This is a genomic window from Halomonas alkalisoli (assembly GCF_021412585.1).
In the GTDB taxonomy this organism is placed as follows: Bacteria; Pseudomonadota; Gammaproteobacteria; order Pseudomonadales; family Halomonadaceae; genus Halomonas; species Halomonas alkalisoli.
Genome location: NZ_JAKCMI010000030.1, coordinates 44,841 through 67,891, shown reverse-complemented (window position 1 = coordinate 67,891; position 23,051 = coordinate 44,841). Strand labels below are relative to the sequence as shown.

Annotated in this window: 26 protein-coding genes; 4 read left to right on the top strand and 22 right to left on the bottom strand. The window is 65.3% G+C overall.

Annotated elements, in window-relative coordinates; genetic code table 11:
• Window positions 1-28: 28 nt before the first annotated feature.
• From LY622_RS14895 to LY622_RS14845, 11 genes are all read right to left on the bottom strand, one after another.
• The gene (locus LY622_RS14895) at window positions 29-541 is read right to left on the bottom strand and encodes a TRAP transporter small permease (RefSeq protein WP_234291621.1); all 513 of its coding nucleotides are present in this window, start codon (window positions 539-541) and stop codon (window positions 29-31) included.
• 73 nt (window positions 542-614) lie between these two features.
• Complete coding sequence (gene dctP, locus LY622_RS14890; protein WP_234291620.1) at window positions 615-1,595, bottom strand: TRAP transporter substrate-binding protein DctP; 981 nt, start codon at window positions 1,593-1,595, stop codon at window positions 615-617.
• Between the two features lie 49 nt (window positions 1,596-1,644).
• Complete coding sequence (locus tag LY622_RS14885; RefSeq protein ID WP_234291619.1) at window positions 1,645-2,775, bottom strand: FAD-dependent monooxygenase; 1,131 nt, start codon at window positions 2,773-2,775, stop codon at window positions 1,645-1,647.
• Window positions 2,776-3,000: 225 nt separating this feature from the next.
• Entirely contained in the window at window positions 3,001-3,231 is a 231-nt protein-coding gene (locus LY622_RS14880) for a DUF2798 domain-containing protein (protein ID WP_234291618.1), read from the bottom strand.
• A gap of 80 nt (window positions 3,232-3,311) precedes the next feature.
• Window positions 3,312-4,520: an NAD(P)/FAD-dependent oxidoreductase gene (locus LY622_RS14875; protein ID WP_234291617.1), complete on the bottom strand. Its 1,209-nt coding sequence runs from the start codon at window positions 4,518-4,520 to the stop codon at window positions 3,312-3,314.
• Between the two features lie 11 nt (window positions 4,521-4,531).
• The gene (locus LY622_RS14870) at window positions 4,532-5,290 is read right to left on the bottom strand and encodes an SDR family oxidoreductase (protein WP_234291616.1); all 759 of its coding nucleotides are present in this window, start codon (window positions 5,288-5,290) and stop codon (window positions 4,532-4,534) included.
• Between the two features lies 1 nt (window position 5,291).
• On the bottom strand, window positions 5,292-6,323 hold the full coding sequence (locus LY622_RS14865) for a Rieske 2Fe-2S domain-containing protein (protein WP_369413792.1): 1,032 nt from the start codon (window positions 6,321-6,323) through the stop codon (window positions 5,292-5,294).
• 38 nt (window positions 6,324-6,361) lie between these two features.
• The gene (locus tag LY622_RS14860; protein WP_234291615.1) at window positions 6,362-6,670 is read right to left on the bottom strand and encodes a recombinase-like helix-turn-helix domain-containing protein; all 309 of its coding nucleotides are present in this window, start codon (window positions 6,668-6,670) and stop codon (window positions 6,362-6,364) included.
• A 4-nt stretch (window positions 6,671-6,674) separates the two neighbouring features.
• Window positions 6,675-6,992 carry a nitrite reductase small subunit NirD gene (gene nirD / locus LY622_RS14855; protein ID WP_234291614.1) on the bottom strand — a complete coding sequence of 106 codons (318 nt, stop codon included), beginning with the start codon at window positions 6,990-6,992 and terminating at the stop codon, window positions 6,675-6,677.
• A 219-nt stretch (window positions 6,993-7,211) separates the two neighbouring features.
• Entirely contained in the window at window positions 7,212-7,976 is a 765-nt protein-coding gene (locus LY622_RS14850; protein ID WP_234291613.1) for a GntR family transcriptional regulator, read from the bottom strand.
• A 286-nt stretch (window positions 7,977-8,262) separates the two neighbouring features.
• On the bottom strand, window positions 8,263-8,427 hold the full coding sequence (locus LY622_RS14845) for a DUF1127 domain-containing protein (RefSeq protein WP_234291612.1): 165 nt from the start codon (window positions 8,425-8,427) through the stop codon (window positions 8,263-8,265).
• Between the two features lie 167 nt (window positions 8,428-8,594).
• On the opposite strand from LY622_RS14845, the gene LY622_RS14840 reads away from it, so the two are divergent.
• Window positions 8,595-10,019: an aminotransferase-like domain-containing protein gene (locus LY622_RS14840; RefSeq protein ID WP_234291611.1), complete on the top strand. Its 1,425-nt coding sequence runs from the start codon at window positions 8,595-8,597 to the stop codon at window positions 10,017-10,019.
• A 122-nt stretch (window positions 10,020-10,141) separates the two neighbouring features.
• Window positions 10,142-10,597, top strand: a complete 456-nt coding sequence (locus LY622_RS14835; protein ID WP_234291610.1) for a hypothetical protein — start codon at window positions 10,142-10,144, stop codon at window positions 10,595-10,597.
• Here the strand turns inward: LY622_RS14835 and LY622_RS14830 are convergent.
• Entirely contained in the window at window positions 10,590-10,793 is a 204-nt protein-coding gene (locus tag LY622_RS14830; protein ID WP_066445818.1) for a DUF2783 domain-containing protein, read from the bottom strand. The two genes, LY622_RS14835 and LY622_RS14830, sit on opposite strands and share 8 nt — an antisense overlap.
• 2 nt (window positions 10,794-10,795) lie before the next feature.
• A complete protein-coding gene (locus tag LY622_RS14825) occupies window positions 10,796-12,493 on the bottom strand; it encodes an FAD-dependent monooxygenase (protein ID WP_234291609.1) in 1,698 nt (565 codons plus the stop codon).
• Between the two features lie 112 nt (window positions 12,494-12,605).
• Here LY622_RS14825 and LY622_RS14820 point away from each other — a divergent pair, with 112 nt between their 5' ends.
• On the top strand, window positions 12,606-13,391 hold the full coding sequence (locus LY622_RS14820) for a helix-turn-helix transcriptional regulator (protein ID WP_234291608.1): 786 nt from the start codon (window positions 12,606-12,608) through the stop codon (window positions 13,389-13,391).
• 102 nt (window positions 13,392-13,493) lie between these two features.
• Here LY622_RS14820 and LY622_RS14815 read toward each other — a convergent pair whose 3' ends face one another.
• Complete coding sequence (locus tag LY622_RS14815; protein WP_234291607.1) at window positions 13,494-14,252, bottom strand: sulfite exporter TauE/SafE family protein; 759 nt, start codon at window positions 14,250-14,252, stop codon at window positions 13,494-13,496.
• Window positions 14,253-14,415: 163 nt separating this feature from the next.
• On the opposite strand from LY622_RS14815, the gene LY622_RS14810 reads away from it, so the two are divergent.
• Window positions 14,416-15,333: a LysR family transcriptional regulator gene (locus LY622_RS14810; protein ID WP_234291606.1), complete on the top strand. Its 918-nt coding sequence runs from the start codon at window positions 14,416-14,418 to the stop codon at window positions 15,331-15,333.
• A 150-nt stretch (window positions 15,334-15,483) separates the two neighbouring features.
• On the opposite strand, the gene hpaR is transcribed toward LY622_RS14810, so the two are convergent.
• The 8 genes from hpaR to LY622_RS14770 form a co-directional block, all read right to left on the bottom strand.
• Entirely contained in the window at window positions 15,484-15,912 is a 429-nt protein-coding gene (gene hpaR / locus LY622_RS14805; protein WP_234291605.1) for a homoprotocatechuate degradation operon regulator HpaR, read from the bottom strand.
• Between the two features lie 65 nt (window positions 15,913-15,977).
• Window positions 15,978-17,432 (bottom strand): NAD-dependent succinate-semialdehyde dehydrogenase, encoded by a 1,455-nt coding sequence (locus LY622_RS14800; RefSeq protein WP_234291604.1) that lies wholly within the window; start codon window positions 17,430-17,432, stop codon window positions 15,978-15,980.
• Between the two features lie 19 nt (window positions 17,433-17,451).
• Window positions 17,452-18,255, bottom strand: coding sequence for a 4-hydroxy-2-oxoheptanedioate aldolase (hpaI, locus tag LY622_RS14795; protein WP_234291603.1), 804 nt, complete (start codon window positions 18,253-18,255; stop codon window positions 17,452-17,454).
• A gap of 70 nt (window positions 18,256-18,325) precedes the next feature.
• Window positions 18,326-19,189: a 3,4-dihydroxyphenylacetate 2,3-dioxygenase gene (hpaD, locus tag LY622_RS14790; protein WP_234291602.1), complete on the bottom strand. Its 864-nt coding sequence runs from the start codon at window positions 19,187-19,189 to the stop codon at window positions 18,326-18,328.
• Between the two features lie 35 nt (window positions 19,190-19,224).
• Window positions 19,225-20,028: a 2-oxo-hept-4-ene-1,7-dioate hydratase gene (hpaH, locus tag LY622_RS14785; RefSeq protein WP_234291601.1), complete on the bottom strand. Its 804-nt coding sequence runs from the start codon at window positions 20,026-20,028 to the stop codon at window positions 19,225-19,227.
• Window positions 20,025-20,903, bottom strand: coding sequence for a fumarylacetoacetate hydrolase family protein (locus tag LY622_RS14780; protein WP_234291600.1), 879 nt, complete (start codon window positions 20,901-20,903; stop codon window positions 20,025-20,027). The genes hpaH and LY622_RS14780 overlap by 4 nt, the downstream gene beginning before the upstream one ends.
• A 114-nt stretch (window positions 20,904-21,017) precedes the next feature.
• Window positions 21,018-22,526, bottom strand: coding sequence for a 5-carboxymethyl-2-hydroxymuconate semialdehyde dehydrogenase (gene hpaE, locus LY622_RS14775; protein ID WP_234291599.1), 1,509 nt, complete (start codon window positions 22,524-22,526; stop codon window positions 21,018-21,020).
• A gap of 13 nt (window positions 22,527-22,539) precedes the next feature.
• Complete coding sequence (locus tag LY622_RS14770) at window positions 22,540-22,929, bottom strand: 5-carboxymethyl-2-hydroxymuconate Delta-isomerase (protein WP_234291598.1); 390 nt, start codon at window positions 22,927-22,929, stop codon at window positions 22,540-22,542.
• Between the last annotated feature and the right edge of the window lie 122 nt (window positions 22,930-23,051).

The following is a 23,051-nucleotide window of genomic DNA, read 5'->3' as shown; positions in this document are numbered from 1 at the left end:
GGGGCCTGAGTCGGGTGAGCCGACAGGGTCAGCGCTTCAGACAGGCCACGGCCTGTGCCACGAACTGGATAGAGAGCAGGAACATGCCCAGGGGAAAGACCCAGGTGAGCAGATAACTGCGCGGCGCCAGCACGGTGGTCTCGCGAGAGCCGAACTGGTACTGGTCCAGGGTCACCGCCAGGCCATACCAGGCGGCATAGAGACAGATGGCCGCCCCGAACAGGGCCACGAGAAACGCCAACGGCCTCTGCAGCCGCGGCGGCAGGTGCTCAGTGACGATATCGATGGCCACGTGGCGGTTCTTTTCCAGCAGGTAGGGCGCGCCGAGGAAGGTCATGTAGAGCAGCGCATAACCGCTTAGCTCCACCACCCAGACCAGCGACTTGCCGAAGAAGAATCGCGACAGGATCTCGCAGAAGACGGCTGCGGTGGCAGCCACCAGCGTGGCTGCGCTGATGCCCGCCAGCAGCAGGTTCAAACGACTCACGCCCCGCATCAGCAGTAACAGAAGAGATGTACCGCGGGAGAGTGACTGTTGCATATCGAGCCACCTGAAGTAGGGAAAGTCGGAGGCGCCCCGCCCAGAATGGGACGAGGCACCCCACCGGGGTGGATCACTCCACCAGCATGGCGCGCAGTTCCGCCGTCAGTTCGTCATTGCCGATCTGCTCCTGCATATGCTCCCAGGCCGCGTCGATGGCGATCTGCAAGTAACGCTCGGCTTCTTCGCCTTCCAGGGCGATCTCCTCGAAACCGGCGGCCGCCACCTCGCCATTACCGGCGGCGATCACGTCTCCCCAGCTCTGGTCGAGCTCCGGCCCCAAGGTATGGCGCACATAATCCAGAAGCTCGCCTCGCAGCTCCTCGGGGAGGCGATCCCAGGCCCGCTGGCTGACCAGGATGCTGAAGCCAGCACGGTAGAAGGGCGGAGTGATGTAGTAGTTGACCACGTCCTCGTACTGCTCGGCCCAGCCCAGGTTGCCCTGCATGAAACCGTCGATGGCGCCCCGCTCCATGGCGGTATAAATTTCGCCGATGGGCAGCACCAGACCATTGGCCCCCAACGCCTCGACAAAGGGAAGGCCGGTGGGGAAGACCCGGATGCGCTTGCCGGCCAGGTCGTCGATGCCGTCGATTCGATCCTTGAAGAAGAGGAAGAACTTGACGTCGGTGGCGGGAATCTCGCCAAGGTAACGCAGGCCACGGTCGGCGTGGATCTCGGTCATGCGGTCGTAGTAGCCGCTCTCGAGGATCTCCTCGTAGTTCTTGAAGGAGAAATTGGCACTGCTCGAGGAGGGCACCAGACCGGAGTAGTAGCTGGGGCTGACCAGCGCCATATCGATGGAGTTGTTACGCACCGCATCGGCCAGGCGAAAGGGGGGCATCACTTCGGGACCGCCGCGCCAGTTGAGCGCCAGTTCCCCCTCGAACTCCTCGTTCACCGCATTCACGAAGCGCTCGAAGCCGGCGGAGACCGCGGCGGTCTTGGGGGTGAAGCTCACCACATTTAGGGTCACCTCGTTGGCGGTGGCGGTGAAGGAGAGACCGGCCAGCGACAGTCCCACGGCGAGTTTTGTCAGGTTGGAGGTTTTCATGGCTTCTCTAGCTCTTGTGGTTGTGAGTTGTGAGTTGTGATAGAGAACGTCAGTCTATGGCCACGCCCCAGGCGTCGTAGCCATAGACCCAGTCGGCGTTGCCTTCGCCCTTGAGCCAGTTGTTGGCCCGGGAGCCACGCTGCACCTGGGCGGTACGCTCGCGACGCGCCCGCTCGTAGCGAGCCAGGGCCGCCGGCACGGTCTCACGATCGGCCTCGGCCAGGCAGCGCGACAGCACCACCGCATCCTCGATGGCCATGCAGGCCCCCTGGGCCATGAAGGGCACCATGGGATGGGCGGCATCGCCGAGGATGGTCACTTGCCCCTTCGACCACTGCGCCATGGGCTCGCGCACATAGAGGGCCGACTTGGTGACGCTCTCGCAGGCGGCCAGCAGGGCGCGCACGTCGGGATGGAAGTCCTGGTAGACCTCACGCAGCTCCTCGACGTCGCCGGGCAGGGTCCAGGACTCCTCGCGCCACCCCTCCTGGGGCGTGGTGGCGAAGATGAATACCTCCTCGCCGCGGGTCAGGGGGAAGACCACCACCTGGCTGTCGGCGGTCTCGCCCCACCACTTGGTGAAGGCATCGAGGTTCTCCACCTCCGGCACCGCCGAGCGCGGCACCACGGCCCGATAGGAGACCAGGCCGGTGAACTCGGGGTGGTCGTCGCCGAACAGCGAACGCCGTACCGCGGAGTGGATGCCATCGGCACCGATTACCACGTCGACGCTCTCCTCGCGGCCGTCCTCGAAATGGATGACGGGGCGCTCCCCCTCGGCTTCGACCCAGGCCACCTTGCTGCCCAGGCGGATCGCCGACTCGGGCAGCCGCGCCTCCAGTGCCTTGAGCAGGTCGCCGCGGTGAATGGTCAACTGAGGTGCGCCATACTTCTCCTCAGCAGCATCGCTCATGGGCAGCTTCGAGGTAATCTCGCCACTGTCCCAGGTACGACTCAGGCGATGGGTGGGCCGCGCTGCCGTCTGGCGCAGGACCTCGCCCACCCCCAGCCGGTCCAGGGCACGCACCGCATTGGGGGTGAGGTTGACGTCGGCGCCGATACGCAGGAACTGCCTGGCCTGCTCGAAGACGATCGCCTCATGGCCCGCCTCATGCAAGGCGATGGCCGCGCAGAGGCCACCCACACCACCACCACAGATGCCTATCTTTAGTCTTGTCATACCCCACCCGTTTCTCGTCTCTCGTTGATGTTTTAACATATGAAACAGAGTTTATTATTTGATAGTCAGACTGTAGGCCGAGCGCCGGGCTTTGTCAAACCCCTCGAAAGACGAAAAGTGCGACACCTCCGACGCAGGCACGACAGCGCCCGCTGGGCGCCTGCCATGACGATCCACAGGCCTGGCAGGCGACCGTACGTTGCGACGGCGTAAGGAGAGCGGGGTTCAGGAAGCGCGAATCAGCTTGGCGGCCAGGCGCAGTACCAGCGGCCGCCCGACGGTGATCAGAGTGAAGCCAATCGGCCAGGAGATCAGGAAGGCCTTGGCCCAGCGGCCGAAGAAGCCGGCATCCAGGCCGGTGTTCACCAGGGTGATGGCCAGGGTCATCAGACCGGCCATGTAGGTGGTCATCAACACCGAGACCACCAGGGGGGCATAGCGGGGCGGAAAGAGCATGGGAGCTCCGAGACGGAATCGCGGCCCCCGCCACGGCAGCGGCGGGGCCCGACCGGAATGACCGCGACGGGCGCGATCCCTCAGCGCAGCGTCATCAGGTTGAAGTCGGGGTCGGCCAGTTGAGCGGCGTCCAGTGCCCGCTCGGCGGCGATCCAGCGCTTGCCCAGCTTGATGGCCCGCGGCTGGTCGAAGGCGATCATCTGCACCAGGCGCTGCTCGTCGTCGAGATAGAAGAACACCGGGCCCTGGGCCTCCCGACGCACCACGCACTGGAGCTCACCGCTCGGCACGCCAAGGATCTGGATATTCACCCCGTGCTGGTCGGACCAGAGCCAGGCCGGCTCGTCGTAGTGGGCCGCCTTGCCAAGCATGGCATCGGCCACCACCCGGGCCTGGTTCTGGGCATAGGCCCAGGACTGCAGGCAGAGCCCCAACTGGGGGTGCTGGGAGACATCACCGGCGGCGAAGATCTTCGGGTCGGAGGTATGCCCGGCGGCATCCACGATGATGCCCTGCTCGGTGCGTAGCCCCGCCTCGCGGGCCAGCTCCAGGTTGATCTCGACGCCGACCCCCACCACTACCAGTTCATAGGGCGCGCGGGCCTCAGCGCCGGCGGTGATCGTCACCCGCCCGTCGCTCTCCTCGCTCAGCCGGATCTCCTGGCGGTTCAGCGCCAGGCCCACGCCGTGGCGCTCGTGGAGCTCACGGATCGCCTCGGCCACCTCGGGGCCCACGCTACGGCCGCACAGCGCCGGGGCGCGTTCGAAGACGTCCACCTCGAGACCCAGCTTGCGGGCGCTGGAGGCCACCTCCAGGCCGATCCAGCCGCCGCCGATGACGCCGATGCGCCGGCTCGCCTCGAATTGTGCCTTGAGCCGGGAGGCGTCGTCCCAGGTGCGCAGGGTCATGACATTGCCGATCTCCGCCCACTCGGGCACCGGCAGCCTGGGCCGGCTACCGGTGGCGATAAGCAGGCGGTCATAGGCCAGCCGCTCGCCGTCGTCGAGCACCACCTCCTGGGCCTGGCGGTCGATGGCGGTGGCACGCCGAGGGCGCCGCCAGTCGATGGCCAGGGCCGCCAGGCTCTCCTCCGGGAAGAGTCGCGGCAGCGGCTCGCCCGCGGTAACCACCCCCTTGGAGAGCGGCGGGCGCTCGTAGAAGTCGTGGGGCTCATCGGCCACCACGGTAAGGCGGCCGGTATAACCCTCGCCGCGCAGCGCCTTGCAGGCGTAGCCGCCGGCCTGGCCGCCGCCGATCACCACGATGCGGGAAATCTCCTCGCTGGACATGATCCTTCCCCCTAGTTGAAGACGAAACCGCCGTTGATGGGGATCAGCTGGCCGGTGACGAAGTTCGACCAGTCCGAGAGCAGGTAGAGCACGGTGCCATCAATGTCCCGGGGATGCTGCTCCTCCTTGAGGGCGCGCCCGGCGGCATAGAAGGCGTAACGCTCCTCGGGCACGTACTCGGTGGCCTCGCAGTGGGTCAATCCCGGGGCGATGGCATTGATGCAGATGCCCTGCTCGCCCAGCTCCCGGGCCATGGCCCGGGTCATCGAGATCACCGCGCCCTTGCTGGCCACATAGGCCATCAGCCGCGGCGCCCCCCAGAGGGCGGTGTCAGAGGCCACATTGACCACCTTGCCGTGCTCGGCCTGGGCCAGCAGCGGCCGCGCCGCCCTGGTCATCTGCCAGACCCCGCGCACATTCACCGCCATCACCCGGTCCCACAGCTCGGGGTCGTACTCGTCCAGGGTCTTGCCGCCCACATTGGTGGCGATGGCGGCGTTATTGACCAGGCCATCCAGGGCACCGCCCTCGGCGACCCGGGCCAGGCCCGCCTCGATGGAGGCGGCATCGCCCTGATCGATCACCAGCGCCTCCACCTCGGCACCGCCGTCGCGCAGCGCCGCGGCGGTCTGTTCCAGCTCCGCCTCGAGGATGTCACTGATCACCAGGCGCGCCCCCTCGGCGGCGGCGGCCTCGGCGATGCTACGCCCCAGGCCGCGGGCGGCGCCGGTGATCATCAGCCGCTTGCCGGCCAGCCCTGCGCCGGCCATCTCAGGCCGCCTCCCGGCGCTTGGCGAGCTGCGCCTTGGCCATCTTCAGCATCACCCGGCGCAGCCGCGAGAGGCCCACGTCGTGCTGATAGAGGTTCTCGTGATGACGGGCGTCCGGGGCCAGGTTCTCGAGGATGACGCGATCCTGCTCCAGCACGTCCCAGTGCAGGCCCTCGAGCTTGGTGCGGTAGAAGAAGCGCCACACCTGGCGCTGCCAGCCGTCCACCTTGCGCACCCGCCAGAAGAACACCCGGGTGTGCTCCTTGTCTTCGGGTACTGCCATGCCGACGATCCAGAAGGGACCACCCGGCCCGAAGCGCTTCTGGTAGGGGATCGACAGACGCAGCCAGAGGGCGCCGCTGTTGCCGTACTCCACCCAGTCGAAGTTGACCCCGGTCTGGCCGGTCTTCTTGAAGATGAAGCCCGTCTCGGTAGGCTCCAGCACCATCTCAGCCTGGCGGTCGCCCTCGGCCATGGAGTGGGAGTCGGCATGCAGGTAGGTGCCGTGCATGGGGTCCATGACGTTATCCACCGCATACTGATAGTTGCACTTCCAGGTGGCGGTACACAGGAAGTGACCGTAGGTGGCCTCGTCGGTGAGCTGCTCGGGCAGCTCCAGGGCCGGCGGCTCCTCATCCGGGGTGGTGCCGAAAAAGACGAAGATGGTGCCCTGGGCCTCCTGCACCGGATAGTGACGCACGCAGGAGGTGCCCACCATGGGGCTGTTGCTGATCGCCGGCACGTCGCAGACGGTGCCTTCCCCGTCCACCTCGACCCCGTGGTACCAGCAGGCCAGACGGTTGCCCAGGTTCCAGCCCTTGGAGAGGCGGGCACCGCGATGGGGACAGCGATCCTCAATGGCGTGTACCACGCCGTCATGATCGCGCCACAGGGCGAGGTTTTCGCCCAGGCGGGTGATGCCTAAGGGGTTGCTGCCCACCTCCCAGCTGGCCACCACCGGGTACCACAGGGAGCGCAGGCCGGTATCGAGATAGTCTTGGACGTCGGTGTCCATAGAAGCGGCTGTCGTCATCTCTCTCACCTTGATTGTCGTTGTCTCGGGGGGCGGCCTTACTGGCCCAGCACCGCCATCTCCTGGAGGAAACTCTCTTCGGTCCAGGGCCGGCCCTGGCGATCCTGGCTATGGCGGGCATTGAGCCCGGCGATCACCGCGTCGAGTTCGCTGGCGCCGCTCTCGAAGACCTCCTCCAGGGCGGCCACCAGGGCCAGCTCGAAGGCCTCCGGGGCGCGCTGGCGATTCTGCCAGACCCGGTTGTCGAAGCCGCCGGGGCGCTCGATATGGCCCTGGCCCGGCTCCAAGGAGGGGATGATGCGGGCCCAGGTCTTGAGCTCGGGGTTGTGGTCGAGGGTGGTGGACATGGGCTCAGGCCTCCTCGCTGACTTGCAACTGAATCTCGTCGTCGATGATGCGTACCGGGTAGACATGCAGGTCCCGGTCGGCAGGCTCTCGCAGGCACTTGCCGGTCTTGATGTCGAACACCGCCTCGTGGAGCGGGCACTCCACCTGGCCATCCTCGACGAAGCCCTGGGAGAGCAGCGCATAGGCGTGAGGGCAGATGTCCTCGAGGGCATAGTATTCGCCGTCCAGCACATAGACGCCGATCTCCTTGTCGCCCAGCTTGGCGGAGAAGGGGAAGTCTTCCTGCACCTGATCGGTCTTGCAGACAGGGGTCCAACTCATAGGGGCTGTCCTCATCACGGGGTATGGGGTCATCCATGAATGGAATCATATTTGAAACATGATTTATTATTTGATCCTTTGGCGAGTATAGCCAAGCCATTCTGCCTGTCAATACTATATAGTATTGATCGTGGTGATGCTCGAAGGTTCCGTCCGAGGTAGGCCACGGGCAGGGCAAGGTCAGTCAGGTCAGGAAGGCATGGCTCTGATTGAAGGGGATCAGCGCGGCTCGGTGATCAGGGTGAGCCGGTAGTCGGTGGGGGGGATGTACATGATCTGCCAGGCCAGCACCCCGGCCTCGGCATCCAGATAGCGGGTCTCCAGGCGAATGCCCGGTGGCGGGGCCTCGGCGAGGTCCGGCACGATGGTCCGGGGCAGGCGCCCCAGGCTGATCCGGTTCTCCGCCGTGCTGACCTCATGGCCCTGGGCCTGCAGTAGCGGCAGCACGCTCTCGTGCTCCAGGGCCTCGGCGGGCAGGTCCAGCAGCTCGCTGGCCACGTCGGCGCGCAGGTAAATCTCGGTATAGCAGTCGAAGGCGCCATCGATACGATCCTGGCGCACCAGGTGCACATGGCCCGCCTCGCACTCACCAAGCACTTCGATCCATGCCCCTCGGCGCTGCAACATTCCGCGCTTGATCAACCGGATGAAGACCATCCGGACACGGGTGCCATCCGGACGCAGGAAGCCAAAGGTAGGGGTGGCGATCTCGCGACGGTGGTTTCCGTCGGCAACGAAGGTACCGAGCCGCCTCCGACGGTACAACTCACCGCTCTCGACCAGGTCGCGCAGCGCTTTCTGCACGGTACCCAGGCTCAGCGGCAGAGTCGCGGCCAGCTCCTGCTCGGTGGGCAGGCGAGTGCCCTCGGCCAATTCGCCCTCGACGATCAGCTCAATCAGGGCATCGCGCAGGCACAAGTACTTGGGGGTGCGGGGCGAGTCTTCGAGATGTCGGGCGACACGCTCGGCAAGCAGGGTCAACACGGCGATGCCTTAGCCTTATATGGGCGGCCAGTCTAACCGCAATCGTATATTAGCGCTCAGCATACCAGCATGGGCCTCCCGGATTCATTGCTCAAAGCGTTGGCACTCAAAGATCCTGGCGTTGGAGCAGAAGCTCGGCACTCCCTCGGCGCCTGGCGTTCACCGCCACGTACTCGGGGGCCTGACGTATTTCGATCATGCTTCCGCCTTGCTGTCTCGGTGCTCACGATTTTTCCTTTGTGGCCAGCAGGCCTCTGGGCGGGTTCCCGCCCGCCATGCCGGTGCGTCATCGCCAGAACGGTTTGCTCACCTCTCGCTTGGCCGTGGTTCGGTCAAGCCCGATATCGGCCAGCAGGCGGTCGTCGAGATGGCGCAGTTGGCGTCGAGAACGGTGGCGCTGCCGCTGGGTTCTGAGGCGGTCGGGCAGGTATAAGAGGTGTTCGAGAATCATGGGGGCATCTCCTGTCAGGCGTACTGACAGGCTACGGCCGCTCGACCACACCAATACAGATTCAAGAAATGTTTATTTAATCAGTACAGAAAGGGCTATTCTGTCTCTGTATCGCTCGCTGATACGCCTTCTGTATCGAAGCAGGAAATCAACGCCATGGATCTGTCATGAAGCGTTACGACCAGGTCGCCCAGACCCTGACCCAGCGCATCGAGCAGGGCCAGTATCGCATCGGCGACCGGCTGCCCTCCGTTCGCCTTCTCTGCCGCGAGCTCGGCGTGAGTATTTCCACGGTGCAAGAGGCCTATCGGCGCCTGGAGGCATCGGGGCTGGTCGAGGCGCGTCCACGCTCGGGCTATTACGTGCAGCCCCGGCCAACTCCGAACGTGCTGCCGAAGGTGTCGCGTCCCGCCCAGCGCCCGCTGGACGTCTCCCAATGGGATCAGGTGCTGGAGCTGGTGGCACGCGCTCCCCAGGAGGATCGCCTGATGATGCTGGGGCGCGGCATCCCCGACCTCACTGCCGCCAGCCTGCGCCCGCTGCAGCGGCAATTGGCTACGCTGCATCGGCACGCGGCGGCCCACGAGCTCAACTACGACAGCCTGCAGGGCAGCCTCGAGCTGCGTCGGCAGGTGGCTCGCCTGGCCGACAAGTCGGGCTGCCTGCTGCATCCCGACGATATCCTCATCACCACCGGCTGCCAGGAGGCGCTCTCGCTGGCCCTGCGCACCCTGACCGAACCCGGCGACGTGGTCGCCGTGGACTCGCCAAGCTTCTACGGCACCATGCAGATCCTCAAGGCGCAGAAGCTCAAGGCGCTGGAGATTCCCACCGACCCGCGCACGGGGATCAGCCTGGAGGCGCTGGAACTGGCGCTGGAGCAGTGGCCGATCAAGGCCATCCAGATCACGCCCACCTGCAACAACCCGCTCGGCTACACCATGCCCGAGGCACGCAAGCGCGCCCTGGTCGCCCTGGCCCAGCGCTTCGACGTGGCCATTGTCGAGGACGATATCTACGGCGATCTTTCCTTCGACACGCCCAGGCCGCCTACCCTCAAGAGCTTCGATGACGATGGCCGGGTACTGCTGTGCAGCGCCTTCTCCAAGACGCTGGTGCCGGGGCTGCGGGTCGGCTGGATGGCCCCGGGACGCTACCGCGACCAGGCGCTGCACATGAAGTACGTCTCCACCGGCGCCTCGGCCACGCTGCCGCAGCTGGCAGTGGCCGAATTCGTCCGGCACGGCCACTACGAGCGCCACCTGCGCGAGATGATCCGCCAGTACAGGCAGCACCGCGACATCATGATCGATTGGGTCACGCGCCACTTCCCTGTCGGTACCGGCGTCAGCTATCCACAGGGTGGATTCCTGCTCTGGATTGAGCTGCCCGACTCGGTCGACTGCGTGCGCCTGAAAGAGCGCCTGGTCCGCGAAGGGCTGCATATCACGCCGGGCTCGCTGTTCTCGGCCTCGGGCAAGTTCCGCCAATGCCTGCGGCTGAACTACGCCGCCGCGATGACGCCCGCCGTCGAGGCAGCCATCCGGCGCGTCGGCGAGGCGGTAGCCGAACTGCTGCCAAGCCCGGCCTGAGTGGTGGATTCGGGGTGAGTCGCCGACCCTGTCGGCCGCCTGCCCGAGAACATGATATCGATCAAGGCGGCGATGGATCGTGTCGACCATAGTGAAAGTAGGTCCGGCAGAGAACAGCGACTATGAGCTCACCCACTCACCCCGCCGACGACAACCCGTCAGCCGGCCAGGAGCCCATCAGTGACTACCTCGAGGGGCAGCGCGCCCTGCTCGAGCTCAAGTGCTGTGCGCCGAAAGCGCTGAGTGTCCTGATCCATGACCTGTCACAACCGATGAGCCGATCCCTGGAGCAGGCGCTGGCGCGCAGCCTGGCCGCGGGCGATATCCCGGGTTTTCAGCCTACCGATACCCTGATGCCGGCGATGATGCGCGCCCTGGGGCTTGCCCCGGGGGACCTTGACCAGGACCCCATCATCCACGCCTTGCGCACTACCTGTAACGCCTGCTCGAAGGTGGGTACCTGCTGGCTGGCCCTGCGTCACCAGGCACCGCGGGAGGAGTGCCGGCGTTTCTGCCCCAATGCCAAGGCCCTCGAGGCGCGGGCAGCAGAGCCGGATAGCCGCGGCCCCGCTAACTAGCCGCAACCGCCAGCCCCCGCCGGGCTTCCTCGATCGCTTCCCTTACCAGGGCCACATCGGGTACCCGATGCGCCAGCGCCAGCGCCAGCTGGGCGAGAAACAGCCGTTCCTGCTCCTCGGGCAAGGCATCCAGCGTGGTCGCCAACGTCTCGTAGACCTGCTCCAGATCGGCAAAAGGCAGTGTCGGTGCGGTCATGATCATTCTCCTCCCAGGGCGGTCGTGAGTGCGGCATCGAGGTCGGCGGCGTCGAGGGTTTTCCAGCGCGCCGCCACATGGCGGTCGGGGCGTACCAGGTAGGCCGTGCCATCGACGGCGCCATAGGCCTCGAACACGCCGCCCTCTCTATTCACCCGGCTATCACCCAGGCTCCTGCCGAGCGCCTGGGCCGACGCCTCACGGCCGATGATCAGCACGTCGAGGCCAGGCTCCCGGGCTTGCAGGCTGGCCACTTGCTCCTGCCGCGCCGGCACCAGAGAACCATCGTCGCTGAACAGCAGCAGCGTGAAGCCCCGGCCGAGATGGTCGAGCAGGAAGTCATCCTCGCCCAGGCGACGGTTGATCAGCGGAGCCCCGGGGATCGGCCCGGCGGCAAAGTCGTCGCCATCGGCCAGGGTCAGGGGGCTCTCGGCGTAGGTGTAGGGCGTGACCTGGCGGGGATCGGCGAAGTCGCTGGCATAGTCGTTATCCACCGCCAGCGACAGGGCGGCATCGCGCATCAACCGATAGCCACGGGTCGGCGGCGTCATGAAGCGGGTGCTCTTGCCGGCGTTGGCGAACACATCCAGGGTGGCGCCACGCCGCTCCGGGCTGTAGCTGTCGAGCAGCCGATCCGGCGCCCTTCCGTTCAATACCCAGGCCAGTTTCCAGGCCGCGTTCGCGGCATCGGCGATACCGTTGTTGAGCCCGCGCACACCGAAGATCGGCACCAGGTGGGCGCTGTCGCCGATGAACAGCACCCGGCCGTGACGGTAGTCGTCCAGCGCCAGGGTGTAGGCCTTGTAGAGACTCCACCACTCCAGCTCCCAGTCATCGCCTTCGCCGAGCATGTCGATGATGGTGCCGACCCGCTCACGGATACTGGCCTCCTCCACCGCCTTGTCGGGGTCCTCATCCGGCAGCAGCTGGTAATCAATACGCCAGATATCGTCGGGCTGCTTGTGCACCAGCAGGGTGGAATCGGGCATCACCGAGGGGCTGAAGAAGGCGCGCCGTTCGGTGGGGAAGTCGGATCTCAGCCGCACGTCGGCGATCACGTAGCGCCCTTCGTAGGCCTCGCCGTGCAGCGGGAGGCCGAAGGCCTTGCGCACCACACTGCGGGCACCGTCGGCGGCCAGCAGGTAGTCGCTCTGCAGGTGATAGTCGCCCTCGGGGGTCGCGACCTCCAGGGTCACGCCGCTGCCATCCTGGCTCACCCCGGTCACCGCCTGCTGCCAGCGCAGCTCGATCAGCGACGACGCCATCGCCTTGTCGATCAGGAACTGTTCGATGTACTGCTGCTGCAGGTTGACCATGGGCAGGAAGCGCTCCTGCTCGGAGTGGGGCATCTCGAAGCGGTAGATCTCGCGGTCGCGAAAGTAGGTACGCCCGCGGGTCCAGCCGAGCCCCTTGTCGGTGAAGCACTTATCCACACCCAGTTGCTGGAGGATCTCCAGGCTGTGGCGGGAGATGCAGATCGCCCGCGAGCCGTCGTTGACACTGTCCTTGTCGTCGAGCACCACCGAGGCGATGCCATGGCGTGCCAGCTCCAGGGCGGCGGTCACCCCCACCGGACCGGCGCCGACGATGGCCACGCGATGACGAACCTCGCGGCCCTCCAGCTCGGCGGGACGCACGAAGGGGAAACGGGGATAATCGAAGTACAGCGAATCGTGTTCGTCTCTTCCGGCGGGGCGCATGCTCACTCTCCTGTCAGGGTTATTGTCGAGCCTGACGACAGCCTATCCTGAAGCAGACAGGGGCACTGTCCTGCAAAAGGGGGGACAGGCAATATCCATGATCGAGGCCAGCATGGCAGATAAGCGCGAAGACAGGCACGCATCCAGTTGGCCATCGCTGGTTCCGGCGATGGCCGCCTGCGTCGATGCCATGGGCAGCGAAGGCTTCGATGAGGCCCTGCTCGACCTGCTGCGCCGGGCGGTGCGTATCGAGCAGTGCATGATCTTCGCCTATGACAGCAGCGACGAGATCGACTGCCTGCTGGCCGCCAACGAGCGCCAGCCCCGGGTCGCCGGCCGCCTGGCCCAGCTCTACGCCGACGGCCTGTTCCGCCAGGACCCCAACTACCAGCGCTTGCGGCAACTGATCGATGATAAGGGCAAGCTCGCCGCCACCGAGCTGACGACGATGCAGCCCGAGGCCATGTCGCCGGCCTATCAGAGCCATCTATTCGCCTTTCCCGACCTGGTCGACAAGGTCTCCTTGACCATCCCGGGGCAGGACAGCATCTACTACCTCAACCTCTACTGTGGCGTGACGGCGGGCCCCTTCACCAAGGATGACCTGGCCTGCCTGGACGGCCTTGCGCCGCTGCTGGCCAGCCTGATCCGGCGACACTACGGCAGCACCCGCCCCCTCTCCCAGCGGCCCAGCGCCCAGGAAACCGCCGTGCTGACCCCGCTCTCCGAGCGGGAACGCCAGCTCTGCCTCTATCTGCTGCGTGGCCACACCCTCAAGACCGCCGCCGCCGAACTCGATATCGCGCTGTCCACCGCCGAGACCTACCGCAAGCGCGCCTACGCCAAGCTCGGCGTGCCTTCCAAGGCGAGGCTGGTGGCGCTGTGTCGGCCGAGTTGATGAGGAAGTCGATAAACAAAAGCCCCAGGCGATAGGGCCGGAGGCTATGGCAAAGACCAGTGCAATGTGGCGGCAAGCTAGTCTCTTTTAGAAGTACAGAGTCTATTGAACCAGAAGAAGACCGTAGGTCATGTTGAGCAGTGAGACGCCGATCAGGGTGTAGACTAGGGAGCTGACGGCAAGGCTCGACAGCCTGGCAGCCAGGGGGCGGCCCAGCATTACCCCCACGGCACCACCCAAGGTCACCAGCAGGGCGAGCAGCGGGTCGAGATGCCCACCGCCACCGAACACCAGACCTGTGCAGGCCGACAACAGCAGGCCGATGACCGTCGAGGTACCCACAACCACCTTGATGTCGGCACTACTCATGGCGCGCAGGGCCGGCACGATCAGCACCCCGCCGCCCACTCCGGTGGCACCCACCATGGCCCCACAGGTCGATGGCATCAGCCCGCCCAGCCACTGGCCGACGTGCTGCAGTGCCTGGGGCCGGAAGCTGGCCAGCAGTGCGAAGCCGGCGGCGGCCAGCACCGCCAGCTTGAGCCCATGCTGCACGCTCTCCCCCCAGGAGGTGCGCAACAGCAGGGTGATGACCAGGGCAAGTAGCAGACAGCTGGGCATCGCCCAGAGCGAGAAGCGCCTGAACAGTGCCCAGTCGACGCGGCTGTCGCGCCCGTTAGCATAGGTCGCCACCACCTTGATCAGCACCGAGACCAGGCTGGCGGTGCCCACCGCCGAAGCCGGCGCCACGCCGAACAGCAGCATCAGACCCGGCACCATGATCACCCCGGCGCCGACCCCGGAAAGCAGGATCAACAGGCCACAGAGGACACCGAACAGCAGGGCCGTGACTTCGTACATCGACTACTCCATGGCAAGACTCGAGAGCGAAACGAAACGGTACCGAACCGCCCCGCATGAATTCTGGAAAGGCCTATCCTGCCCCAAGCCTTGAGATTCCAAAAATTCATTTCTGATACCCTTGAGAAAAGAAACTGAATACTAATAAGAGCAAGGGGTCGCAATGGAATCCAAGCATCTAATGCAGCTGGCCATCATTCTCGACTGCGGTTCCATCAGCCAGGCCGCCGGCAAGCTGCACATCAGCCAGCCGACCCTGACCAAGAACATGCAAACACTGGAGATGCAGGCCGGGGGCTCCCTCTTTACCCGCAGCCGTCACGGGGTCCGGCAAACAGCCTTGGGAGGCATATTGGCCAGGCAGGGGCGCGCCATCGCCACCTCGGTATGGGCGGCCGAGCAGTCCGCCACCCGCTTCGGGCTGGGCATGCAGACCGAGCTGCGCATCGGCGTCGGCCCCCTGATGGCCAGCCTGTTGATGCACACCGTCACCGAGGCGCTGCTGCGCGACTACCCGAGCCTGTCGCTGTTGATCCAGGTGGATAGCCCCTACCGGCTCTTCGAGAAGATCAACGACGACGAGCTGGATATCGCCGTGGCCCCCACGGTATTCTCGGCGAGCCAGGAACTCGACCGCATCACCCTCTTCGAGGATCGGCTGGCCATCTTCGCCTCCCTCCAACATCCCCTGGCGGGCAAGGAGCGCATCGAGATCGGCGACCTGGTCGGCTACCCCTGGGTCAATATCGCCACCTACGCCAAATTCGAGGAGTCGCCGGTGGAACGCCTGCAGAAGGCGGGGCTCAAGCAGGTGAACACCCATATCGCCCTGGCCGGCGATGCCACGGTCTGCCTGAATATCCTGCCCACCGGCGACTATCTCAGTATCATGCCCGAGCGCCTCACCAACATCGCCGCCCCACAGTACGGCCTGAAGAGCCTGCCGGTAGCGGCCGACTTCGGCGAGCGCAACATGCACCTCTGGCATGCTCCCGCCCTGGCCGGCGACGCCATGCTAGATGCCGTCGCTCGCGCCTTCATAGGCACCCTCGAGACCGTCGGGCCCCTGTCGGCGCCATGAACCGCCATCCTGAAAGACAGAGCCCCGACAGGTCGTGCCTGCCGGGGCTCTGTCTCTCCACTGGAAGGCTGTTAACCAATTGAATTCATGAAATAAATACAGAGGAAAAGCCAGCTTCAGTAATCGTTGGGCCGAATGTACAGAAGCTCATTAAGGTTCAAGCTGCCGAAGCCGTCTGAGTAATGCCATCAAGTCTGTGAAGTTCTCAGCCCCCAACTGCTGCTGAATTTTTTGGTATTGGCGAATCATTCCAATACTCATGGCATCGAAGAGGGCATGGCCCTGCTCCGTCAGGGTCACACAGAGCCGACGCTGGTCGTGCTCCGGCTTCCAGCGCCGCACATAGCCGTCGCGTTCCAGGCGCACCAAGACGCCGGTCAGGCTGGGTCGCAGGATACAGGCCTGTTCGGCCAGCTCGCGGCTCTCCAGAGTGGCCTCGGGAGACTGCTTGAGTATGCGGATTACCCGCCACTGCTGCTCGGTCAACCCGTGCTCGTTGAGCAGGGGGCGAAAATAGCCCATGGCGGCCTCACGGGCCTGGAGCAGGGCCAGGGTCAGGGAGGGAGTCGGTCTAGACATGCTCGGCGATCATCATCCTAAGGAGTTCGAGCCCTGGGCCAAAGCCCAGCGCCCCGGTATCGGCATCACTGAATGCCAAGACACAGGTATTTCACTTCGAGATACTCATCGATTCCATAGTGGGAGCCCTCGCGACCGAGGCCGGACTCCTTGATACCGCCGAAGGGCGCCACCTCGGTGGAAATGATGCCTTCATTGATGCCGACCATACCATATTCCAGTGCCTCTCCGACCCGCCAGGCACGGCCCAGATCACGGGTATAGAGGTAGGAAGCCAGGCCATAGGGCGTATCGTTGGCCAGGCGGATCGCCTCCTCTTCGCTGGTGAAACAAAAGACCGGCGCCAAGGGCCCGAAGGTCTCCTCGTGAGCCACCTGCATCTCCGACGTGACTTTCACCAGCAGGGTTGGTTCAAAGAAACCGCCGCCCAGGTCGTGGGGCTTGCCACCACATACCAGCTCGGCTCCCTGGCTCAGGGCATCCTCGATATGCTCCTGCACCTTGGCCACCGCCTGGGCATTGATCAGCGGCCCCTGCTGCACTCCCACTTCGTCGGCCCGTCCCACCTTGAGCCCGTCGACCGCCGCCGCCAGGCGGTGGACGAAGGCGTCGTGAATCCCCGCCTGCACCAGGATCCGATTGGTACAGACGCAGGTCTGGCCACTGTTGCGAAACTTGGCGGCTAGCGCCCCTTCCACCGCGGCATCCAGGTCGGCGTCATCGAAGACGATAAAGGGCGCGTTGCCGCCCAGTTCCAGGCTGAGCTTCTGGATATGCTCGGCACCCTGTGCCATCAATTGCTTGCCGACTCCAGTGGAGCCGGTGAAGGTGAGCTTGCGCACCGCCGGGCTACCGGTCAGTACCGCACCGATCTCGCGGGCGCGGGTCCCCGGCACCACATTGAAGACCCCCGCCGGCAGGCCCGCCCGCTCGCCGAGTTCGGCCAGCGCCAAGGCGGACAGCGGCGTCTCGGCGGCGGGCTTGAGAACCAGGGTACAACCCGCGGCGAGAGCCGGTCCGGCCTTGCGGGTGATCATGGCATTGGGGAAGTTCCAGGGGGTGATGGCGCCCACCACTCCGATCGGTTGCTTGATCACCACCAGCCGACGCCCATCACGGTCATGGGGAATGACATCGCCATACACGCGCTTGGCTTCCTCAGCGAACCACTCGATGAAGCTGGCCCCATAGGCGATCTCGCCGCGGCTCTCGGTAAGCGGCTTGCCCTGTTCCCAGCTCAGCAGTCGTGCCAGATCCTCTTGATGAGCCAGGATCAGCTCGTACCAGCGCCGCAGGATAGCCCCCCTGGCCTTGCCGGTCAGAGTCCGCCAGGCCGGCAAGGCCGCCTCGGCGGCGCCGATGGCTCGCCGAGTCTCGACCGCCCCGAGGTCGGCGACGTCGGCGATCCGGCTACCATCGGCCGGGTCGGAGACGACGAACTGGCCACCCTCATCGGCATCAACCCAACGGCCATTAATATAGGCCCGGGTGCACAACAGGGACGGTTCGGAAAGTTGCATAATGACTCCTCATCAATTGTCAGTAGACGCTGCCGCCCTGGGGGCCCCTGTCCGCGCCCTCCCGGAAGCGCCCGAGCAGGCCGGTCAGGGCCTTCATCAGCAAACTGGTGTCGACGCCCACGGCAACGAAAGTGCAGCCCAGTTCGAGATAGCGCTTGGCCAGGGTCTCGTCGGCAGAGAGGATGCCGGCGGCCTTGCCGGCCTGCTGGATGCGGGCGATGGCGTCCTCGATGGCGGCCTGAACCTCGGGATGGACCGGATTGCCGCGATGCCCCAGGGCGGCGGAAAGGTCCGCCGGCCCGAGGAAGACCCCATCGACACCTTCCACGGCGGCAATGGCGTCCAGGTTGGCCAAGCCCTCGCGGGTCTCCACCTGCACCAGCAGGCACATCTGCTCATCCGCCCGATCGAGGTAGTCGGGGATACCGTTCCAGCGCGAGGCCCGTGCCAGGGCGCTGCCCACGCCACGTATCCCCTCGGGCGGGTAGCGCATGGCACGCACCAGCTCAGCGGCCTGCTCGGCGCTGTCCACCATGGGCACCAGCAGGGTCTGGATGCCCAGGTCCAGGTACTGCTTGATCAGGGCGGTATTCCCCACCGGCGGGCGGACCACCGGCTGGCTGCCATAGGGGGCGATGGCCTGCAGCTGCGCCAGCAGGGTCTGCAGGTCGTTGGGGGCGTGTTCGCCATCCAGCAGCAGCCAGTCGAAGCCGGCATTGGCGCACAATTCGGCGCTGTAGCCATTGGCCAGCCCCAACCACATGCCGAGTTGTTGGCGCTGCTCGGAGAGCGCCTGTTTGAAGGTGTTGACGGGCATCTGCATTGAGAGCTCCTCGTGCAGCGGGCGGATCATTCACCCCGTGGGTGGATCAAGGGCAGCGGCTTGGACGATCTCACCAGGGAAGCGGAAAGACGGCGTTGATCTGCCCGGTCCCGGAACTGCCGAACGGCTCGGTAAGGATCTCCACCGGCTTGTCGTACTCCTCACCACCGAGCAGGCCGAGCAGCATGGCGGTATCGTGCATGCCGCCTTCGCCGTAGCAGTGCTCGGCATATTCCGGCAGCATGGCGCAGAACTCCTTGAAGCGCCCCTGCTTCCAGAGTTCGACGACACGCATATCGACCTGCTTGTCGAATTCCCGGGTCCAGTTGTGCAGGTTATCGGCGGCCTTGCGGTCATCGGAGAAGCGGTGCGACAGCGAGCCTGAGGCCAGCACCAACACCTTGCGATCGCTCTTCTCGATGGCGCGACGCACCGCGGCACCGAAGGTGAAGCTGTCCTCGAGGCGATGCCAGGCGTTCCAGGCCGCGACGGAGATCACCTTGAAGTGCTGGTCTTCGGGCACGTCCATGTGCATGTAGCGCATCGGCACCAGGGTGCCGTATTCCAGCTCCAGGCTGGGAATGTTATGGGCCAGGGTACGCACGTCGGCGGCATTGGCCTCGGCGGCAATCGCCTCCCCCAGTTCGGGGCAGCCCTGGTACTGGTACGCCATATCCTTGATGAAGTGCGGTAGCTCACCGCTGGTATAGATGCCCTCGAACCGCTCGCCGCAGTTGATGTGATAACCGCTGTTGACCAGCCAGTGGACGTCGAACACGACGGCGGTATCCGCGCCCAGCTCGCGGGCGCGACGGCCGATCTCCTTATGGCCGGCGATGGCCGCCTGGCGGCAGCCATGATGCTGGCCGGGGAGTTCCGACAGGTACATGGACGGAACGTGTGTGACTTTCGCTGCAAGAACAACTTCACCCATGGTATTTCTCCAAGATTTGGTTAATGCGCTATCGGTCACGCGAAGCGCAGGCTCACTGACCCAAAGGGCCCGTAATCGGCGTGAATGTCCGTGCCCGACGGGCACTCGACGGGACCGATGAAGGAGCCCGACAGCACGACCTGGCCGGCTTCGATTCGCTGCCCATAGGTCGCCATGCGACGGGCCAGCCAGACCAGGCCGGTGACCGGATCGTCCAGCACCCCGGCCCCCAGGCCGGTCGCGACCACCGTCTCGTTCTGCTTGACGATGGAACCGACCCAGCGCAGGTCGAAGGCGTCGGGGGCGTGTCGCTGCTGACCCAGAACGATGCCGGCGTTGGCGGCGTTGTCCGATACGGTGTCGAAGATGGTGCGGGCCTGGCCCGTCTCGGGGTCCTTGCGCAGAATGCGGGTATCGAGGATCTCGATCGCCGGCGCCACATAGTCGGTAGCGGCCAGGACCTCCATGCGGGTGACATTACCTTCCAGCGGTGCCTTCATGACAAAGGCGATCTCGGCCTCGATGCGCGGCTGGATGAAACGTGCCTCGGAGATCGTGGCGCCGTCGGCGAAGGCCATGTCGTCGTAGAGCACCCCGCTGTCGGGGGTGTCGATACCGAGCGCGTCCTGCATCGCCTTGGAGGTCAGCCCGATCTTCCAGCCGATGATCTCTCGCCCCTGGGCGAGTTTCTTCTCCATCTGGGCAGCCTGGATGGCATAGGCGTCATCCAGGGTCATGCCGGGGTGGGCGAGAGACAGCAATCCGATCGGCTCGCGCTTCGCCTCGGCGGCGAGCAGCGACTCGGCGGCCGAGGCGACCTGCGCCGGTGCCAGCGTCATCGTTCGTCCTCCACGCCGTTGACGAGCTTGCCGATGCCCTCGGCCTCGACTTCGACCACGTCACCCGGCTTGAGCCAGATCGGCGGCTCGAAGCGGGCACCGGCACCCGTGGGCGTACCGCAGACGATGACGTCGCCGGGCACCAGGGTGGTGAAGGTGGAGACGTAACTGACGATGTAGCGGAAATCGAACATCATTCGCGAGGTGCGATCCTGCTGTCGCAGCTCGCCGTTGACCCGGGTGGTCAGCTCGATATCATCCAGTTGATCGGCCGATGTGAAGGGCACCAGCCAGGGGCCGATCGCGCCGGTCGCGTCGAAGTTCTTGCCCTGGGTGACGTTGAACTTGGCATGGCGAACCCAGTCGCGGATCGTGCCCTCATTGCACAGCGTCAGGGCCGCGATGTGCTCGTAGGCCCGCTCCTGCGGGATCCGGCGACCGCTCTTGCCGATGACGATGGTCACCTCGCCCTCGTAGTCGAGCTGGTCGCTCTCCGGGGGGCGCACCAGGTTGTGGCGGTGGCCGACGAAGCTGCGCGGGAAGCGGATGAACAGCGAGGGCTTGCCGGGCGCCGCCTGGCCGTCCTTGTACTCCTCGTTGCGCGAGGGGAAATTGACCCCGACGCAGATCAGCTTCTCCGGGTTGGCGATCGGGATCAGGAAGCTCACGTCCTCTTCGCGATAGCTGGGTGTGCGGCCCTCGGCGGCCTTGAGCAGCTCGTCGATGGCGCCGGCTTCGATGACCTCCTTGAGCCCGCTGAAGCGCGAGCCGAACTCCGGCGTCAGGTCGATGATGCCGGCATCGACGACCACGCCGTAGCGATCGGCACCGTTGGCGCGGAAGGCGGTGAGGCGGGCGGGGATGGGTCGATTCATGTGTCGTCCTCCTGGCGATCCCGGCGGCACCGGGCTCGCGGATATCAGGGCCGCCACAGGCCGGGCAGAAGACCGTGGCGACAGGGCCTCGGGCCATGCTCGAGGCGTTTGGGATCAACCGAGCTTCGGCACCTGGTGAATCTGGCGCGGGAAGGAGACGTTGACGGTCTCCATATAGAAGTCGAAGGACCAGTCACCGCCGTCGCGGCCGATACCGGAGGCCTTGACGCCGCCGAACGGGGCCGGCAGGTGGCGGACGTTCTCCGAGTTCACCCACATCATTCCGGCTTCCAGCTCGTCGGTCATGCGCATCGCCCGGTTCAGGTCGTTGGTCCACAGGTAGGCGGCCAGGCCGTACTGGGTATCGTTGGCCAGTCGCAGTGCCTCTTCCTCATCCTTGAACGGGATGGCGGTAAGCACCGGTCCGAAGATCTCTTCCTGGGCGACGGTCATGTCGTTGGTGGCATCGGTGAACAGCGTCGGGCGCACGAAGCAGCCTTCCTCGCCAACCTTCTCGCCGCCGGCGGCAATGGTCGCTCCCTCGTCACGCGCCTTGGCGAAGTACGACAGCACCTTCTGCTCGTGCTCGGGATGGATCAGCGGGCCGACCACGGTGTCCGGGTCGAGCGGATGTCCGACTTTGATGTTGTTGGCCACCTCGGCGACGCGGCGGGTGAAGTCCTGGTAGATCGAGTCTTGCACCAGCAGCCGTGAGGACGAGGTGCAGCGCTCGCCATTGAGCGAGTAGATCATGAAGCTGGCGGCGTCGACGGCGCGATCCAGGTCGGCGTCGTCGAAGACAATGACCGGGTTCTTGCCACCCAGCTCGAAATGGAAGCGCTTCAGAGTCGGCGCCGCCTGGGCCATGATCATCTGGCCGGTGCGGCTCTCGCCGACGAAGGCGATCGCCTTGATCCCCGGGTGCTCGGTCAAGGCCTTGCCGGCGTCCTCGCCGAAGCCGTTGACCAGATTGAGCACGCCCTTGGGCAGACCGGCCTCCTCGGCGATCTCGACCAGCAGCTTGGCGGTCATCGGCGAGAATTCGGCCGGCTTGTGCACTACGGTGCAGCCCGAGGCCAGCGCCGGCGCGATCTTCCAGGTCGACAGCATGAAAGGCGTGTTCCACGGCGTGATGACCCCCACGGGGCCCAGCGGACGCCGCGACGTCACGTTCATCTGGTCGGCGTTGCGCAGCGCCAATCCATCCTCGGCCTCCGGCGCCTTGTCGGCGAAGAAGCGGAAGTTGGCGGCACCGCGAACCGCAGCCTTTTCCATGAAGCGCAGCGCCTGGCCGGTATCCAGGCACTCGGTGAATGCGATCTCCTCGGCGCGTGCCTCGATCGCTTCGGCGACGCGGATGAGGATGGCTCGCCGCTCCTTGCCGGGGGTCTTGCTCCAGGTCTTGAAGGCCCTTTCGGCGGCCTTGACGGCGCGGTCGATATCGTCGGCATTGCCCTTGGCGACTTGGGCGAGCGGCTTGAGATCGACCGGCGAGAGCGTCTCGAAGGTCTTGCCCGAGGCGGCCGGTACGGACTCGCCATCAATATGGTTCATCACGCCGCTTGCACGGAAGCGTGCCAGGTAGCCTTCGGCGCGAGACAGGTTATCGCTAAGCGTACTCATCGTTTTCCTTCCCTCACTTGGTGCCCGAGAGTCGGGCGTGTATCGGGGTGTCTTTCCAGCTCAGATCCGGATCCATGACGCGGATCTCCAGTGACAGGGCGAAGTGGGGTGTCGCCAGCGGCTCGGCCAGGGCGGCCTGGACGGCGGCGAAGATCCGCTCCCCGGCGGCCTGTAGCGCCGGTTTGTCGCGGCCGGCACCGACCGATAGGGTCAGGGCGGCGAAGTCGTTCTCGGCCAGGTCATCGGCGACGATGCAGTGATCGGCGGCATAGGCCCGCACGCGGATCCCCGCCAGCGGGAAGATGCCCGTAGCCTTCATCGCCTCGTAGGCGGCCCGGCAGACGGCGCCGATATCGGCGCGCTGCGCCAGTCCCGGTGAGTATTCGAGTCTTAAATGCGGCACGTCGTGACTCCTTGTTCGTTGTTCGTTGTTCGTTGTTCGTTGTTCGTTGTTCGTTGTTTGTTGTTCGTTGTTTGTTGTTTGTTGTTTGTTGTTTGTTGTTTGTTGTTTGTTGTTTGTTGTTT